At 39.3% G+C, this 478-nt stretch carries 1 protein-coding gene; it reads left to right on the forward strand.

The genetic code is table 11. The features are described 5' to 3' along the window. Positions 1-478, forward strand: a 478-nt coding sequence (locus CCAL5182_RS09005; RefSeq protein ID WP_336610843.1) for a S24 family peptidase, incomplete at both ends; no start/stop codon positions are given.

Below are 478 nucleotides of genomic sequence, written 5' to 3' on the forward strand. Positions count from 1 at the left end.
ACTTTCTATCAAAGCGTAAAATTTCGATAAATCTTTTCTTTTATAACCAAGAAAATGAAAGCTTAGAGGTATCAGAAAAGAGGTATAAGACACTTCGCATGTTTGGCTTAAAGGCTAGTCTTGGTGGTGGGGCTTGGAGTGATGATGAAGAGTTTGATGAGGTGTTCATGGATAAGAGGCTTTTGAGGCACTTTGGCAGAGGTGGTGATGCAGAGATGTATCCTGCTGATATTATCTCATGCATGGGTGATAGTATGGAGCCTCATATAATGGAAGGCGATCTATGTATGATAGGTATAGGTATGCCATATAAGGACGGCGAAATATATGCTATAAATACACCTGATGGGCTTGTGATAAAGGAGTGCTACAAGCAAGGAGATGAGCTTATGCTGGTATCTTATAATCCACTATATACGCCTATTAGGTTTCGTCAATGCGAGTGTCAAATAGTAGGTAAATTTATAGGACTGATGAG

The organism is Campylobacter sp. 7477a (genome assembly GCF_014892335.1).
GTDB lineage: Bacteria > Campylobacterota > Campylobacteria > Campylobacterales > Campylobacteraceae > Campylobacter_A > Campylobacter_A californiensis.